At 70.5% G+C, this 14250-nt stretch carries 16 protein-coding genes; 10 read left to right on the top strand and 6 right to left on the bottom strand.

The genetic code is table 11. The features are described from left to right. The first annotated feature begins 89 nt into the window (after window positions 1–89). The 9 genes from ACS5PM_RS26400 to ACS5PM_RS26360 all read left to right on the top strand — a co-directional run bounded on the left by ACS5PM_RS26400 (window position 90) and on the right by ACS5PM_RS26360 (window position 9765). Window positions 90–941: an urease accessory protein UreD gene (locus tag ACS5PM_RS26400; protein ID WP_439390825.1), complete on the top strand. Its 852-nt coding sequence runs from the start codon at window positions 90–92 to the stop codon at window positions 939–941. A 157-nt stretch (window positions 942–1098) separates the two neighbouring features. Then, a complete protein-coding gene (locus tag ACS5PM_RS26395; RefSeq protein WP_439390824.1) occupies window positions 1099–1980 on the top strand; it encodes a glucosamine kinase nucleotide-binding domain-containing protein in 882 nt (293 codons plus the stop codon). After that, window positions 1977–2747 (top strand): GntR family transcriptional regulator, encoded by a 771-nt coding sequence (locus ACS5PM_RS26390; RefSeq protein WP_439390822.1) that lies wholly within the window; start codon window positions 1977–1979, stop codon window positions 2745–2747. Before ACS5PM_RS26395 ends, ACS5PM_RS26390 begins: the two co-directional genes overlap by 4 nt. Before the next feature lie 7 nt (window positions 2748–2754). After that, window positions 2755–3879 (top strand): N-acetylglucosamine-6-phosphate deacetylase, encoded by a 1125-nt coding sequence (nagA, locus tag ACS5PM_RS26385; protein ID WP_439390821.1) that lies wholly within the window; start codon window positions 2755–2757, stop codon window positions 3877–3879. Beyond that, window positions 3872–4882: an SIS domain-containing protein gene (locus tag ACS5PM_RS26380; RefSeq protein WP_439390819.1), complete on the top strand. Its 1011-nt coding sequence runs from the start codon at window positions 3872–3874 to the stop codon at window positions 4880–4882. Before nagA ends, ACS5PM_RS26380 begins: the two co-directional genes overlap by 8 nt. Window position 4883: 1 nt before the next feature. After that, entirely contained in the window at window positions 4884–6386 is a 1503-nt protein-coding gene (gene nagZ, locus ACS5PM_RS26375) for a beta-N-acetylhexosaminidase (RefSeq protein ID WP_439390818.1), read from the top strand. 25 nt (window positions 6387–6411) lie between these two features. Beyond that, window positions 6412–7701: an MFS transporter gene (locus tag ACS5PM_RS26370; RefSeq protein ID WP_439390817.1), complete on the top strand. Its 1290-nt coding sequence runs from the start codon at window positions 6412–6414 to the stop codon at window positions 7699–7701. Then, entirely contained in the window at window positions 7698–8609 is a 912-nt protein-coding gene (locus tag ACS5PM_RS26365; RefSeq protein WP_439390816.1) for a glycoside hydrolase family 16 protein, read from the top strand. Before ACS5PM_RS26370 ends, ACS5PM_RS26365 begins: the two co-directional genes overlap by 4 nt. A 52-nt stretch (window positions 8610–8661) precedes the next feature. Beyond that, complete coding sequence (locus ACS5PM_RS26360; RefSeq protein ID WP_439390815.1) at window positions 8662–9765, top strand: acyltransferase family protein; 1104 nt, start codon at window positions 8662–8664, stop codon at window positions 9763–9765. A 330-nt stretch (window positions 9766–10095) separates the two neighbouring features. Here the strand turns inward: ACS5PM_RS26360 and ACS5PM_RS26355 are convergent, their stop codons facing one another. The 5 genes from ACS5PM_RS26355 to ACS5PM_RS26335 form a co-directional block, all read right to left on the bottom strand. Further along, window positions 10096–10884: an HDOD domain-containing protein gene (locus tag ACS5PM_RS26355; protein WP_439390814.1), complete on the bottom strand. Its 789-nt coding sequence runs from the start codon at window positions 10882–10884 to the stop codon at window positions 10096–10098. Window positions 10885–10989: 105 nt separating this feature from the next. After that, window positions 10990–11838: a transporter gene (locus ACS5PM_RS26350; protein ID WP_439390813.1), complete on the bottom strand. Its 849-nt coding sequence runs from the start codon at window positions 11836–11838 to the stop codon at window positions 10990–10992. 106 nt (window positions 11839–11944) lie between these two features. After that, a complete protein-coding gene (locus tag ACS5PM_RS26345; RefSeq protein WP_439390812.1) occupies window positions 11945–12139 on the bottom strand; it encodes a hypothetical protein in 195 nt (64 codons plus the stop codon). 89 nt (window positions 12140–12228) lie between these two features. Further along, on the bottom strand, window positions 12229–12528 hold the full coding sequence (locus ACS5PM_RS26340) for a hypothetical protein (RefSeq protein WP_439390811.1): 300 nt from the start codon (window positions 12526–12528) through the stop codon (window positions 12229–12231). Between the two features lie 68 nt (window positions 12529–12596). Continuing rightward, window positions 12597–12992, bottom strand: coding sequence for a diacylglycerol kinase (locus ACS5PM_RS26335; RefSeq protein ID WP_439390810.1), 396 nt, complete (start codon window positions 12990–12992; stop codon window positions 12597–12599). Window positions 12993–13303: 311 nt separating this feature from the next. On the opposite strand from ACS5PM_RS26335, the gene ACS5PM_RS26330 reads away from it, so the two are divergent. Next, complete coding sequence (locus ACS5PM_RS26330) at window positions 13304–13732, top strand: DoxX family protein (protein ID WP_439390809.1); 429 nt, start codon at window positions 13304–13306, stop codon at window positions 13730–13732. Window positions 13733–13744: 12 nt separating this feature from the next. Here ACS5PM_RS26330 and ACS5PM_RS26325 read toward each other — a convergent pair whose 3' ends face one another. Next, a complete protein-coding gene (locus tag ACS5PM_RS26325) occupies window positions 13745–14194 on the bottom strand; it encodes a VOC family protein (RefSeq protein ID WP_439390808.1) in 450 nt (149 codons plus the stop codon). Between the last annotated feature and the right edge of the window lie 56 nt (window positions 14195–14250).

Raw genomic sequence — 14250 nt, 5'->3', positions numbered from 1 at the left:
CGGTCGCTGCCCTCCGGGGAGGCTCTGACAGCGGACCGGCCGTGCCGGATCCACGCCAGCGGCTGGCCGTCGACGATGCACGCGTTGCGATGCCTGACGCCAATCGCGGCTGGCGCGGCGAACTGGCGATCGACTACTGGCGCGAAGACGGCCGGACGCTGGCCCATGACCGCCACGTCGGCCCCCTGCGGGTGCTGCAGCGGCTGTACCCGGAGGGACCAGGCATCTGCCACCACGTGCTGGTCCACCCGCCCGGCGGCCTGGTGGGGGGCGACACGCTGGACGTGTCCCTCGAGCTGGGCTCGGGCAGCCATGCGCTGCTGACCACGCCGGGCGCCGCGCGCTTCTACCGCAGCGCAGGGCCTGTCGCCGCGCAGCAGGTCAGCGCCCGCCTCGCCGAAGGTGCGCGGCTCGAGTGGCTGCCGCTGGAGACGATCGCCTATCGCGGCTGCAGGGCCCGCAACAGCCTGCGTTTCGAGCTCGCCCCGCAGGCCGAAATGATGGGCTGGGACCTGCTGGCCCTCGGCCTGCCGGCGGCCGGCCAGGATTTCGAAGGCGCGGGCGAGGTGTGGCAGCACCTCGAGTGGCCCGGCGTCTGGCTGGAGCGCGGCCACCTCGCCGCTGCGGACCGCGCGCTGATCGCCTCTCCGCTCGGGCTCGATGGCTGCAGCGTGCTGGCCACGCTGTGGTGGGCCAGCGGCACCCCGATGTCCACCGGCCGGCGGGACGCCCTGCTCGAGGCGGCTCGCGACTGCTTTGCCGAGCATCCCGCGCTGGCGTCCCGCGCCGGCGTGTCGGCCCTCGACGCCCGCCTCATCGTCGCGCGCGTGCTGTCGCCGCGGGTCGAGCCGGCCTTCGCGCTGTGGCGCTCCGTGCGCCAGCGATGGCGCGCCATCGGATGGGATGCCGCAGGCGATGCACCTCGGCTGTGGCGGACTTGATGGTCTTTAATTGGTATTACTACCAACCCCGCCGGGCGCCCCTCCGGACCTGAAGTCCTCGGGCACGGTGTTCTCGTTGAAAGATTGACTGGTCTGTCATCTGGTACTATAGTGGTATCAGACCAATTCAGCGGATCACCGATCCGCCGGAACTCCAGTGACCCAGCGTTTCCTCATCGGCATCGACGGCGGTGGTACCGGCACCCGGGCCCGGCTTTGCGCCGCGGACGGCGCACCGCTGGGCCTCGGCGAGGCCGGCGCGTCCAGCCTTTCGCACGGCGAGCAAGCGGCCTGGCAGCAGATCCTCCACGCCATCCAGCGAGCCTTCGCCCAGGCCAGCATGCCGTGTCCGCCGTGGTCGGATTGCGCCCTGGCCGCCGGCCTGGCTGGCGCCAACGACCCGGCGCAGGCGGCGGCGTTCAGGGGCCTGAACCCCGGCTTCGCGCCGCTGCTGCTGGAGACCGACAGCTTCACCGCCCTGGTCGGCGCCCATGCCGGGCGCCACGGCGTGATCCTCATTGCCGGCACCGGCAGCGTCGCCGAAGTCTGGCGCCCCGACGGCGCACGCCGGATCTCCGGTGGCTGGGGCTTCCCGGTCGGCGACGAAGGCAGCGGTGCCTGGCTCGGGCTGCAGGCGGTCCGCCTGGCGCAGCAGGCCCTCGACGGACGCGGCTCGCACACCCCCTTGACCGAGGCCGTCTGTGCCGCCATCGGCCGCGAGCCGGACACCATGCTCGCCTGGTGCGCCCAGGCACGGCAGACGGCCTATGCCACCATCGCGCCGCTCGTGTTCCAGCACGAGCCGGCCGATCCTCGCGCCACGGCACTGCTGCAATCCGCAGCCGATCACCTCGCGCTGCTGGTGCACGCGTTGGATCCTCACGGCGAGCTGCCGGTCGTCTGCAGCGGCAGCATTGCCCGTCGCCTGCAGCCGCGCCTGCCCGGCGACCTGCGTGCCCGCTGCGCAGAGGCCGCCGGCGACGCCGCCGACGGTGCACTGCAGCTCCTGCGCGCCCACCTCGCCGGGGCGGGCGAATGAAAGACGGCCTGCCATTCGAGATCCATCCCGACGAACGGGGCACCGTCCCCCTGTACGTGCAACTGGCACAGAAGATCGCGCAGGCCATCCGCGCCGGCCGCTACCAGCCTGACGAGGCCCTGCCCTCCGAACGCATGCTGAGCGAATCGATCGGCCTGTCGCGAGTCACCGCACGCAAGGCCATCGACCAGCTCGTCACGCAGGGCCTGGTGGTGCGGCGGCGCGGCTCGGGCAACTACATCGCGCCCAAGCTGGAGCAACCCCTCAGCCGCCTGACGAGCTTCTCGGAGGAACTGCAGCAGCGCGGCTTCAAGCCCTCGTCGCGCTGGCTGCGTCGCGGCCTCACCGCGGTGACGCCGGAGGAGCAGCTCACGCTCGGCCTTTCCACCGGCGCGCGCGTGGCGCGGCTGGAGCGGCTGCGCCTGGCCGACGACGTGGTGATGGCCTACGAAGTCAGCGTGCTGCCCGAACAGGCGCTGCCGGATCCCTCCTGCGTCGAGGCCTCGCTCTATGCCCACCTGGAACACAGTGGCAAGGCCCCCGTGCGAGCCTTGCAGCACCTGCGCGCGCTGAATGCCGACGCCGCCCTCGCCCAGCGCCTGAACGTGCCCACCGGCCAGGCCGTGCTGCACATCAGCCGCGTGGGCTACCTCGAGACCGGCCAGGCGGTGGAACTCACCCAGTCCTACTGCCGAAGCGAGTACTACGGTTTCGTCGCCGAGATGCGCCGCGACCCCAGCGGAGGCTCCGCAGGAGCCCCGCGCTAGGAACCCCATGAAAACATCGATCCAGGGAGCGATCCTCACCCCCTTCGGCTGGCGGCTGGGCGAGCTGCAGCATGAAGGCGGCCACATCGTCGCCATCAACGGCCGCAGCGTCGAAGAGGCCGAGGCGCGCGCCAGCGGCGCGGCCCTCGTGCTGCCCGGGTTCATCGACCTGCACGTGCACGGTGGCGGCGGCCACGACACCATGGAAGCCGGCGAGGCCGCGGCCCACATCGCCCGCACGCACGCCCGCCACGGCACGACGAGCATGCTGGCCACGACGATGACCGCGCCGGCCGAGGACATCCTGCATGCCTTCGAGGCCCTGGGCCCGGTCTGCCGCACGCGGCCGGCCAACGGCGCACGAGTGCTCGGCGTGCATCTCGAAGGACCGTACATCAACCCGGGCAAGCTGGGCGCACAGCCCGACTTCGCCCGCGAAGCCTCGCTCGACGAGGTGAGAGCCCTGCACGCGCTGGCGCCGATCCGCCTGATCACGGTGGCGCCGGAACTCCCTGGCCACATCGAGCTGATCGCTCAACTCGTCAGGGAAGGCTGGCGCGTGCAGCTCGGCCACAGCGCCGGCTGCTACGAGGACGGCGTCGCCGCGCTAGTCGCCGGAGCCGCCGGCTTCACCCACCTGTTCAACGCGATGACGGGCTTTCACCACCGCGACCCCGGCATGGCCGGTGCGGCCCTGGCCCATGCGGAGTACTCCGAGATCATCCCGGACCTGCTGCACGTGCACGAAGGCGCGCTGAAGGTGGCGCTGCGCGCCATCCCCAAGCTCTACGGCGTCACCGATTCGACCGCCGCCACCGGCATGCCGGACGGCGAGTACCGGCTCGGCCGCCACAAGGTGTTCAAGTGCCTCGGCGGCGTGCGGCTGGAGGACGGCACCCTCGCCGGCAGCGCCCTGACCATGGACCAGGCGCTGCGCAACTTCGTCGGCCTGGGCCTGAGCCTGGCCGACGCCTCGGCCCGCACCGCGACCCACGCCGCCGACTACCTCGGCCTCGCCGGCCACGGCCGCCTGGCACCCGGCGCGCTGGCCGACATCGTCGTGCTCGACCCGAGCCTGAACCTGACCCACGTGATCATCGAAGGAGAAGCCATTGAGCTCCCGGATGCTTGAGGAAAGCCGCGAGGCGCCCCAGGCCGTGGCCCGCCAGCTGGCGGCCGACGCGCCCACCTATGCCACGCTGGCGACCCAGCTGCGCGACATGCCGCCACAGGGCGTGCTGACCGTCGCCCGCGGCAGCTCCGACCACGCCGCCCACTACATGGCCTACCTGGTGATGGCCCGCCTCGGGCGGCTGGTGACCTCGCTGCCGATGTCGCTGGTGACGCTGTACCAGTCGCAACTGCAGTGTGAAGGGCTGGTCTCCATCGCCTTCTCGCAATCCGGCCAGAGTCCGGACCTGGTCTCGCCGACCCGCTTCTTCCGCCAGGGCGGCGCACGCACCGTCGCCATCGTCAACCAGCCCGATTCACCGCTGGCCGAGGCAGCGCAATGGGTGCTGCCGCTGCACGCCGGCCCGGAGCGCAGCGTGGCCGCCACCAAGAGCTACATCACCCAGCTGGTGGCCGGCGCGCGCCTGGTGGCCGGCTGGGGCGGCGACGCGCGGTTGCACGACGCCTTGCATGACCTGCCTTCGTCACTGACCCGCGCACTCGATGTGGACTGGAGCCCCGCGGTCGAGGTGCTGCGCGGCGCCGACAGGCTGTTCGTGATCGGACGCGGCACGGGCCTGGCGATCGCGATGGAGGCCGCGCTGAAGTTCAAGGAGACCTGCGGCATCCAGGCCGAGGCCTTCTCGGGCGCGGAGGTCAAGCACGGCCCCATGGCACTGGTGGAGGAGGGCTACCCCTTGCTCGTCTTCGCTCCCCGCGGACCGGCCCAGGCCGGCCTCATCGCGCTGGCCGCCGAGATGCGCGAGCGCGGCGCGCGCGTGCTGCTGGCGGCTCCCCTGGGCACACCCGGCGCCGAATTGCCGCTGGTCCCGGCCGGCCATGAAGACCTGGACCCGGTCGCGGCCGTGCAGAGCTTCTATCCGATGGTCGAGGCCCTGGCGCGAGCGCGCGGGCTGGATCCCGACATGCCTCGGCACCTGGCGAAAGTGACGCGGACGCATTGAGATGAACTCCCCGCTCCAACCCGGCCACCTGGTGATGGTGGACATCGAAGGCCAGGCCTTGTCCACCGACACCGCCGACTTCCTTCGCGAGCACCACATCCGCGGTGTGTGCCTGTTCCGCAAGAACCTCGGCAGCGAAGAGTCGGTGAAGCGGCTGGTCGCCGACCTGCGCGAGGTGCTGGGCCCGCAGGCCCTGATCGGCATCGACCAGGAAGGCGGCTCGGTCGCGCGGGCCACCTTCCTGCCGCAGGCCCCCGCCGCCATGGCCATCGGGGCGATCGAGGACACCGAGCAAGCCGAGCGGGTGGCCGAAGCCGTCGGCGCGGCCGTCGCGCGCGGCCTGAAGGGCCTGGGCATCAACTGGAACTTCGCCCCGGTGCTGGACGTGAACAACAACCCGGCCAATCCGGTGATCGCCGAGCGCAGCTTCGGGGCCGATCCCCATCGCGTCGCGCGGCTGGCGGCCGCCTGGATGCGTGGCTCGCTGTCGCAAGGCGTGGCCTGTTGCGCCAAGCACTTCCCCGGCCACGGCGACACCCACGTCGACTCGCACCATGCCCTGCCCCAGGTCGACAAGAGCCTGGCCGAGCTGGAGGCGCTGGAGCTGATCCCCTTCCGCGAACTGGCGGCCGATGCGCCGGCCCTGATGACCGCGCACATCGTCTACCCGCAGCTGGACGCCGAGCACCCGGCCACGCTGTCACGCCGCATCCTCACCGGGTTGTTGCGCCAGTCCATCGGCTACCAGGGCGTGGTCATCAGCGACGCGCTCATGATGAAGGCGGTGTTCGACCGCTATGGCCACGCCAAGGCGGCCGTGATGACGCTGGCAGCCGGAGCCGATCTCGCGCTCGCCCAAGGCACGCGCGAGGACCAGCTCGCCGCCCTACGTGCCGTGGGCGAGGCCCTGGCCGACGGCCGGCTCGAGGCGGGCGAAATGGCGTCGGCGCGAGATCGGCTGGACAACCTCGCGCAGCGCTTCCCCGCCGGTGCCACGCCCTACCTGGCCAGCCGCCGCGACGCCGACGACGCGCTCATGCGCAGCGCCTGGGCGCGAGGCCTGGCGACCCTGGGTGGCGCCATGCCGCCGGCGTTGTCCATCCCGGTGCGCGTGATCACCCAGGATCGCGTCGAAACCGACGGCGTGAGCGAGGCCGGCCTGTCTGCGGACGGCGTGATGGATCTCTTCCGCGCCCACGCCAACGTGGAGCTCCTGCGCGTGTCCGACCTCCACCGCTTCGACCCCTCCACCCTGCCCCGGGACGGCCGCTTCACCATCCTGGCGTCCAACCATCGCAGGCGCTATGCCCCGCCGATGAAGGGCTGGAGCCCGGACCTGCACCTCGCCCTGTGGAATCCGTTCCAGGTGGCCGACATCGCCGCCCCGGCGGTCATCACCTGGGGCTATGCCGAGGGCGCGCTCGCCGCGCTGCGGACCTGGCTCGAGGGCCGCGCCGAAGCCTGTGGCGTCCCCCCGGTGCAGCTCGCCGCTCGCCCGCACTGATCCTGCCTTGCCGGAGCTCCCTTTCGTGACCCCCACCCGCTCGCCCATCACCTGGGTTCCTACGCTGTACTTCACGCAGGGCCTGCCTTTCTTCGTCGTGATGGCGGTCACGACCATCCTGTTCAAGGACCTCGGCAGCGACAACGCCGAGGTCACGAAGTGGGTCAACCTGCTCGGCTGGGCCTGGGCGGTCAAGCCGCTGTGGAGCCCGTTCCTGGAGGCCGTCCCGAGCAAGAAGCTGTTGGTCGTGGGGTTCCAGTTCTTCGGCGCGGCGACGCTGGGCCTGGTCGCCGTCGCGCTGAACCTGCCGAGCCACTTCGCGCTCGTCATCGCGGTGCTGGCCTTCACGGCCTTCGCGTCGGCCACGCATGACATCGCTGCCGACGGCCTGTATATCGCCAGCCTCAGCAGCAAGCAGCAGGCCGAATTCGCCGGCTGGCAGGGCGCCTTCTTCAACGCCGCGCGCCTGTTCGCCCGCGGCGGGCTGCTGGTGATGGTCGGTGCGCTGGAGGCTCATTTCAGCGCGCAGCAATCCTGGGCCATGGTGTTCCTGCTGCTGGCCCTCGTCATGGCCGGCCTGGCTGCGTATCACACCTGGGCGCTGCCGGACACGCGCAGCAACGGCCAGGGCCCGGCGCGCAGCGTGGCGGAGATTTCGCGCACCCTGGCCGAGGTGGTGGTCGACTTCTTCCGCAAGCCGGGCATCGGGTTCGCGATCCTGTTCATCGTGCTGTTCCGCGCCGGCGAGGGCCAGGTGCAGTCGGTGGGGCCGCTCTTCCTCAAGGACCCGCGGGAGGTGGGCGGCCTGGGGCTGAGCACCGACCAGATCGGCGTCGTCTACGGCACCGCCGGCACCGTGGCCTTCGTGCTGGGCAGCGTGCTGGGCGGCTACTTCACCTCCCGCCTGGGCCTCAGGCGCGCCATGGTGTGGCTGGTGCTCGCGATGAACCTGCCCAACCTCGCCTACTGGTGGCTGAGCGTCGCCCGGCCCACCGACCTGACGGTCATCAGCAGCATGCTTTCGCTGGAGATGTTCGGCTACGGCTTCGGCTTCGTGGGCTGCATCCTGTTCATCATGCAGGTGGTCGCGCCGGGGCGCTTCACGACCGCTCACTATGCGCTGGGCACGGGCGTGATGCAGCTGGGCTTCATCCTCTCCGGCACCTGGAGCGGCAAGATCCAGACGCTGATCGGCTACGAGCACTTCTTCCTCTGGGTCACCGTGTGCGCTCTGCCAGTGCTGCTGCTGTCGTTCTTCCTGCCCCACCGCAGCGAGGCCGCCCCGGCTGCGCAGCCGAACGAAGGCTTCGTATGAAGCGGCTCGTCCTGGCTGCGCTGACGGCCACGCTCGCGCTGGCCTCGCAGGCCGCCACCCAACGCTTCTTCGATGACTTCGGCGCCTACGCCGACACCGCTGCCCTGCAGCGCGAAGGCGGCTGGACGCTGCGCGAAGGCCGGGGCCACCCCGGCGTGGAAGGCGCCCGCTGGGGCGCCGACGCCATCACCCTCGTCGACGATCCCGCCCGCGCCGGCAACCGCCTGCTGCAGTTGAACGCCCGCACGGACGGCACGGGCCCGGGCACCCTGCAAGCACAGCTCTGCCATGCGCGCAAGTACCTGGCCGGCACCTACGCCGCCCGCGTTCGCTTCTCCGACGAGCCTGTCTCCGGCGACGACGGCGACCCTGTCATCCAGACCTTCTACGCCGTGAGCCCGCTCAGGCACGACCTGGACCCGGACTTCAGCGAGCTCGATTGGGAGTACCTCGCCAACGGGGGCTGGGGCGGCGCGAAGACGCGGCTGTATTCGATCAACTGGCAGACCGTCCGCCTCGACCCCTGGCAGGCCTGGAACCAGCCGCACGAGGAGTTCGCGAGCTTCGCCGGCTGGCACGTGCTGATGATGCAAGTGGATGCCGCCGCTGGCCGCACACGCTGGTTCGTCGATGGCCGGCCCGTGGCGGACCACGGTGGCCGGAACCAGCCGGTGCAGCCCTTGGCGATCAGCTTCAGCGTCTGGTTCTCGCCCGAAGGCCTGCTGCCGGCCGGCACCGTGCCGCGCGTCTGGCGCGAGCAGGTCGACTGGGTCTTCCACGCTCGCGACGAGTTGCTGTCCCTCGAAGAGGTTCAGTCCGCCGTAGAGGGGTGGCGTCGCGCGGGCGTGCAACGGCATGATGGCGTCGCGGCCGCCCGGCCCCCGCTGACCAGCGCCTGCGACCTCTGATCCTGACGTCGGCGACACGACACCAGACTTCCAACAACGAGAGGGATACGCCATGGAGCAGCCGCCGCCTCCGGGCGCCGCAGCGCGCTTTGTCTCGGTCGACGCGATGCGAGGCATCACCGTCGGCGCGATGATCTTCGTCAACAACCCGGGCGACTGGTCGCATGTCTGGGGGCCCTTCGGTCACGCGGCATGGCACGGCTGCACGCCCACCGACCTGATCTTCCCGACCTTCCTGTTCATCGTCGGTGTCTCGCTGGCACTCGCCGGCGGGGCGAAGGTCGAAAGCGGGGGCGACCTGTCTTCGCTGCAACGGGCGTGGTGGTGGCGTGCTGCGCGCATCCTGCTGCTGGGCTGGGGGCTGGCGGCGATCGCCGTGCTGGCCCTGCCGAACGCGCCCGACGACCCGGTGCCCTGGCGGCCGATGGGCGTCCTGCCGCGCATCGCCATCTGCTTCGGCCTGGTGGGCTGGCTGTACCTGCACGCCAGCGGCCGGATCCGCTGGATGGTTTATGCCGCGCTGCTGGCGGGTTATGGCGCGCTGCTGGCCTGGTGGGGCGACCTGACCCGCGACCACAGCCTGCCTTCCCGTGTCGACGCCATGCTCCTCGGGCCATTCGCTTACCACTACAACACGAAGACCGGGCTGGGCTACGACCCCGAGGGCCTGCTGTCGACGCTGGGGGCCCTGAGCAACACCATCCTCGGCACCGCCTGTGGCGACTGGCTTCGTCGCCGGCGTCCGGTGCCCATCCTCATGACAGGCATGGCCCTGGTCGCGCTGGGCATGCTGCTGCACTTCTTCTGGATGCCGATGAACAAGGCGCTGTGGACGCCGTCCTTCGCGCTGTTCAGCGGCGGCTTCTCGGCCCTGGCCCTGGTGCTGGTGCACACGCTGGTGGAGGGCTACGGATGGCCGCCTCTGGGCCGCCGCTTCGGCGTCAATGCCATCACGGCCTATGCGGGCAGCATCCTGATGGTGTGCCTGCTCGACGGCACGCCGCTGCATGCCTGGCTGTACGCCCACCTGATGAACGGCCTCATCCCCGAGCTGGGTGCGAAGACGGTGTCGCACCTGTACGCGGCGGTGCAGGTGCTGTTCTGGTGGCTGGTGGTGTGGTGGATGGACCGGCGCAGGATCCGGTTCAGTATTTAGGACTTCTCGCGGCAGAGCCGCTCGGAGTCCTAGCCTGCGGACAATGGCCGATGGCCATTGCCATTGGCCGAACATTCAGCTCCCCCGAGCCCCCTCCAAGAGCGGGGCTCCAGCATGCAGTGGGCTCCCACCAGCCTCCCTCCGAGAGGGAGGCACTAGCGTGAATGACGAGGGGCCCGCGCCCTTTGACGGACTGGCTAGTGTCCTCCTCGCGGAGGAGGGCTGGGAGGTGTTGTCGAACTCACTGGAGCCCCGCTCTTGGAGGGGGCTCGGGGGAGCCCAACATTCGCCAAAGGCAATGGCTTAGGGCCATGGCCTTTGGCCATGGCCCTAAGCCATTGCCTCGTCGATCTTGTCCTTCACTCGCTGCATGGCGCGCATCAGGCTGCCCTGGTCCATCATCGCCTGCGGGGCGATCTTGCCGACCGCCTCGTCGAGCCGCGTGGGCGCATGGACCAGCGTGTGCGCGAGCGCCGAGAGCACGCAGACATAGCGGTGGGAGGTCGGCGGCAGCCGCCATGTGCCCTGCACGGCCACGTGGTGGCGCACGCAGTTCACCGTGGCCGCCGGCAGTCCCCACTGCTCGCACAACCGCGCGCCGATCTCGGCGTGGTCTATGCCCCAGGTGCGGCGCTCGGCTTCCACCAGGGCGACGTCGCTGGAGGCGTTGGCCTTCAGCATGTCGGCATAGGCCTCGGGGGCGTAGGCGTACAGCACCGCCTTGCCGCACTCTTCGAACAGGCCGGCGGTGTGCGGGCCCCAGGCCTCCATCGACAGCGCTTGGGCGATGCGCCCCATCAGCAGGCCGCGCAGGCGGGCCCGCTCCCAGACGGCCAGCAGCTCCGGCACCTGCGGGAAGGCCGCCCGCAGGGCGGTTTCACAGACGATGGCCGAGATCTCGCGCAGGCCCAGGAAGGTCACGGCCTGCTGCACGCTCGGCACCCGGCCCTTGAGTCCGTAGATCGGCGCATTGACCGCCTGCATCACCGCCGCGGCGAGCGACAGGTCGGTCTCGATGAGGTTGCTCACCTCCACCAGATTGACGTCCGGCTTGTTCATCAGCCCGGACAGCTCGATCAGGGTGCGCGGGTGAGCGGGAAGCTTGAGTTCGATGTTCACGGATAGGCTCCAGGCCAGCAGTCAGGCGCTGGCGCGGGTATCCGGATATTGGCCGCCCCGGCATCTCGCGATCGCCGGAAATGGCCCGGCTTTGCCGGCGATCTTTCAGAAGCGGACCGACAGGCCCACGCCCCACACCAGGTCCGTCGCGTTGCGGTTCAGGCCGGCAGCGAGCGAGGCATCCACCTGCAGGTCGTCGGTCACCGACCAGGCCACGCCGGTGTCGAAAGTGAACACGTTGCCGCCGTTGCGGCGCGCGGCGAGCTGCTGCGCGGCCAGTTCGACGAAACCATGCCAGCCGCCTGGCAGGTCCTTGCCGACCGTGATGGCGAACATGCCGCTGGCGAAACGGTCGCCCGAGTCGTTCTTGTCCAGCAGCACGCCGGGCATCACCCCGACCGAGACCTCGTCTGGCAGGTCCCACTCCGCCACGTAGCGCAGCGAGGGCCGCCAGCCCTGGCCGCGAAACGCGCGGTCGCCGGTGGGCAGCTCGACATGCAGCAGCCAGGCGGTGCTGGGGCGGCCGGTGTCCCCGTCGCCCTCCTGGTTGTGCCACTTCACGCCCAGGGCCGTGTCGGCGGTGCCGCTGCTGCGGACACGCAGCCCCGTGGCGGGATCGCGCACGTCCTGGCTCAGTGCGCCGTCGGTCTCGACGCGCAGCTCCAGGCGCTCGTCCAGGCCGATGCGCAACAGCAACGGCGTGCTGCGGCCGCGCGAGCGCAGGCCGCCGGCATCGTCCCGGTCGAAATCCAGGCCGGACTCGATCTGCACGCGATGCGGGCCGACGACTTCACTGGATTCGACGAAGTCCGGCCGGTCGGTCACCATGCCTTCGGCGCGCACCGGGGACACGAAGCCCACGGACAGCGCCGCGAAGGCCAGGGCCGAGGCCGGGCACCGCAACGTCCGCCGAAGCGAGTGACACAGGGATGAATAGGCGGCAGGCACGACCATCGGGTCACGTCCTCGTGGATGCGAAAAGGCGCGAGCCGCTGAGCGGCCCGCGCCGTGGGTTCGAGCGGGAATCCCGCCGGCCCGATGCCCGCCGGCGGGACGAGGTTCAGGGCTTCTTCTTCGCCTCGTCCGCGGCATCGTCGTCGCCCCCGGTGCCGCGCCATTCGGGGTGGTCGCGCGGCAGGTCGCCGGGCGACTCCGGGCCGACCTGGCCGGTCTCGCCCAGCCGGTGGTCCTCGTCATCGTGCTCTAGACCTCCCGCGAGACCGGGAGGGAAATCCTGATTCCTGGGTGCACTCATGGCCTGCTCCTTGAAGACGGTGGCGGCACGGTCGTGCCTGAGCGGACTTTAGTCCCGACCGGGCCGCCGGACGTCATCGTGTGTCTCGATCAACCCTCGGGGGCCGGGGGAAACAGGCGGCGCGCCTCGGCGAACACCGGCACCATCCATTCGTCATCCTCGTCCTCCGCCTGCATGGACTTGATGAGCTCGGCGAGCGCCTCCATCGCGCGGGCCGATCGGCGGCCCATGGATTCGAGGCTGGCGGGGCTGCAGCCCATGCCGAGCATCTCGGCGTAACCCTTGTGCGCCTCGGACACGCTGGCGCAAAGCAGTCGCACCACGCGACATTGCTGGGCCACCTGCCGGGCCTTGGCGGCGGAGTCACCGGAGTCGTTGCTCAGGGCCATGGGTCACCTCCAGTCCGGCAGCGGTCCGCGACGCAGCGGGATGGACTTCCTCGCGCGATCGCCCGGCCTCACCCGGCCACCTTCTGCCACAAGGTGGGTCCGGCCAGCGTCAGCCAGGCGCCGGCGAGCGCAAGGACCGCGACGAACACCGCCGCGCTGCCGCAATCCTTGGCCTTGGCGGCGAGCGCGTTGTACTCGGGCGTGGCCATGTCGACCACCGCCTCGACCCCGGAGTTGATGAGCTCGGCCGTGAGCACGATGCCCATCAGCACCAGCAGCAGCACGGTGTCCAGCCGAGGCAGGTGCAGCCACAGCGTCAGCGGGGCCAGCAGCGCCATGCAGACGAGTTCCTGGCGGAAGGCCGCCTCGTCGCGCCAGGCGCTTCGCAGGCCCTGGCCGGAATACCTGGCCGCGCGGACGACCCGCAGGACGCCGAAAGCGGTGGTGGACTTCATGGTGGTCATGGTCAGTGTGGCTCCTTGCAGACTGCCGCCAAGGACAGGGCCTGCCGCGCATGTTTTCGAAAGGTCGTAGTGTGGCCCCAGCCGGGCGGCGCGGGCGTGCGTCAACGCGATGTCATCCACAAGGCCGCGCTGAAATACAGCGTCATCCACGCCACCTCGCCCTGGATGACCTCGAGGCGGTCGATGAAAGCGTATTGCCGTATCACGGAACCCGCTTCACGCGCCTTTTGCGGCGCCTCGCTCGTGCCGCCGCGGCGTCGGGCGCAGAATGGCCGCGCTTCGAATCCCACTCGAAGAAAAAGGCACCCACGATGAACCCATCCGCCTCCACCCAGAACCTGCTCGCGTTTCTGGGACGCGCCCTGATCGCGCTGTTGTTCATCCCCTCGGGCTTCAGCAAGCTCACCGGCTTCGCCGGCCTGGTCGGCTACATCGCCTCCAAGGGAGTACCCCTTCCCGAGGTCTGCGCGGCGATCGCGATCGCTGCCGAACTCGGCCTGGGCGTGTTGCTGCTGGTCGGTTGGCAGGCCCGTTGGGCTGCCCTCGGACTGGCGATCTTCGTCGTGGTGATCACGCCGATCTTCCACAACTTCTGGGCCGTGCCGGAAGCGCAGAAGATGATGCAGATGCAGAACTTCTTCAAGAACCTGGCGGCCGTCGGCGGACTGCTGGCCTTCGTGGCGTACGGGCCGGGCGGCTACAGCGTCGATGGCAAGGGCGGCCCGCCGCCCAGGGCCTGATCGCCTGAATCCTCAGGGCCCCGCCGCGCGCGCGGATTCGGCTACCGATTCCTCGCCGCGCGCCGCACCGTGCCACACGGCCTCGATGTTGTGTCCGTCGGGATCCCACACGAAGGCGGCGTAGTAGCCGGGGTGGTAGGCCCGTTCGCCGGGCGGGCCGTTGTCTCGCCCCCCGGCGGCCAGGGCGGCGGCGTGGAAGCGCTGCACGGCCACCTGGTCCTGCGCGCAGAAGGCCAGATGAACGTGCGAAGGCGCCGCGTCGGCCGCGTCTATCCACAGCTCGCCGGCAGAAAGGTGATCCGGCCCTTCGCGGATCAGCTCCCCCTTCCCCAGGGCCTGCAGCACGGCGCGGTAGAAGCGCTTGCTCGCTTCCAGGTCGCGCACGCGCAGGTGGACGTGGTCGATGAGGGTGCTGTTGCGTGGGTCCATGCCGGCGGCCAGCAACCGGCGTTCCAGGACCATGAGGCTGCATCGGCAACGCCCGGCGGCCGGAGGCGGGCACGCCCGGGCGGGAGGCT

It is taken from the genome of Ideonella flava, from assembly GCF_051857595.1.
GTDB lineage: Bacteria > Pseudomonadota > Gammaproteobacteria > Burkholderiales > Burkholderiaceae_C > Ideonella.
The sequence above is the reverse complement of the archived record's forward strand: the minus strand, read 5'-3'. Positions and strand labels throughout refer to the sequence as shown.

Coding starts and splice junctions, on each gene's coding strand:
- ACS5PM_RS26365 (WP_439390816.1), top strand. CDS start 7,698: ATGAAGCGGCTCGTCCTGGCTGCGCTGACGGCCACGCTCGCGCTGGCC.
- nagA (WP_439390821.1), top strand. CDS start 2,755: ATGAAAACATCGATCCAGGGAGCGATCCTCACCCCCTTCGGCTGGCGG.
- ACS5PM_RS26390 (WP_439390822.1), top strand. CDS start 1,977: ATGAAAGACGGCCTGCCATTCGAGATCCATCCCGACGAACGGGGCACC.
- ACS5PM_RS26380 (WP_439390819.1), top strand. CDS start 3,872: ATGCTTGAGGAAAGCCGCGAGGCGCCCCAGGCCGTGGCCCGCCAGCTG.
- ACS5PM_RS26325 (WP_439390808.1), bottom strand. CDS start 14,194: ATGGTCCTGGAACGCCGGTTGCTGGCCGCCGGCATGGACCCACGCAAC.
- ACS5PM_RS26330 (WP_439390809.1), top strand. CDS start 13,304: ATGAACCCATCCGCCTCCACCCAGAACCTGCTCGCGTTTCTGGGACGC.
- ACS5PM_RS26400 (WP_439390825.1), top strand. CDS start 90: ATGCCTGACGCCAATCGCGGCTGGCGCGGCGAACTGGCGATCGACTAC.
- nagZ (WP_439390818.1), top strand. CDS start 4,884: ATGAACTCCCCGCTCCAACCCGGCCACCTGGTGATGGTGGACATCGAA.
- ACS5PM_RS26335 (WP_439390810.1), bottom strand. CDS start 12,992: ATGACCACCATGAAGTCCACCACCGCTTTCGGCGTCCTGCGGGTCGTC.
- ACS5PM_RS26340 (WP_439390811.1), bottom strand. CDS start 12,528: ATGGCCCTGAGCAACGACTCCGGTGACTCCGCCGCCAAGGCCCGGCAG.
- ACS5PM_RS26350 (WP_439390813.1), bottom strand. CDS start 11,838: ATGGTCGTGCCTGCCGCCTATTCATCCCTGTGTCACTCGCTTCGGCGG.
- ACS5PM_RS26345 (WP_439390812.1), bottom strand. CDS start 12,139: ATGAGTGCACCCAGGAATCAGGATTTCCCTCCCGGTCTCGCGGGAGGT.
- ACS5PM_RS26360 (WP_439390815.1), top strand. CDS start 8,662: ATGGAGCAGCCGCCGCCTCCGGGCGCCGCAGCGCGCTTTGTCTCGGTC.